We start from the raw sequence: 250 nt of genomic DNA, 5'->3' as shown, positions 1-250 counted from the left end.
GCGGGGGGGGGGGCGGGCCCCAAGAGGGGGCGGGCCCGCGCCGTGGACGTCAGCGACGATCAGTGGGTGTCGAAGCCCAGCGTGATGTCGTCGAGACGGATCGCCTCGCCCGACCCCGGCCCGAAGGCCGTGTAGTCGAACTGGTCGTAGCCCGGCATGGAGTACATCGCCGCCTTGGCCTCCTCGGTGGGGTTGACCTTGACGTTGCGGTACCGCGGCAGGCCCGTCCCGGCGGGGATGAGCTTTCCGA

The 250-nt window shown here is 71.6% G+C and carries 1 protein-coding gene; it reads right to left on the bottom strand.

Features of this window, described 5'->3' with window-relative positions; all coding sequences use genetic code 11:
* Positions 1-59: 59 nt before the first annotated feature.
* The coding region (locus B2P18_RS00110; RefSeq protein ID WP_286955225.1) for a hypothetical protein at positions 60-250 on the bottom strand (191 nt) is incomplete at its 5' end.

The organism is Arsenicicoccus sp. UBA2120 (assembly GCF_002330965.1).
Classification (GTDB): Bacteria; Actinomycetota; Actinomycetes; order Actinomycetales; family Dermatophilaceae; genus Arsenicicoccus; species Arsenicicoccus bolidensis.
The sequence above is the reverse complement of the archived record's forward strand: the minus strand, read 5'-3'. Positions and strand labels throughout refer to the sequence as shown.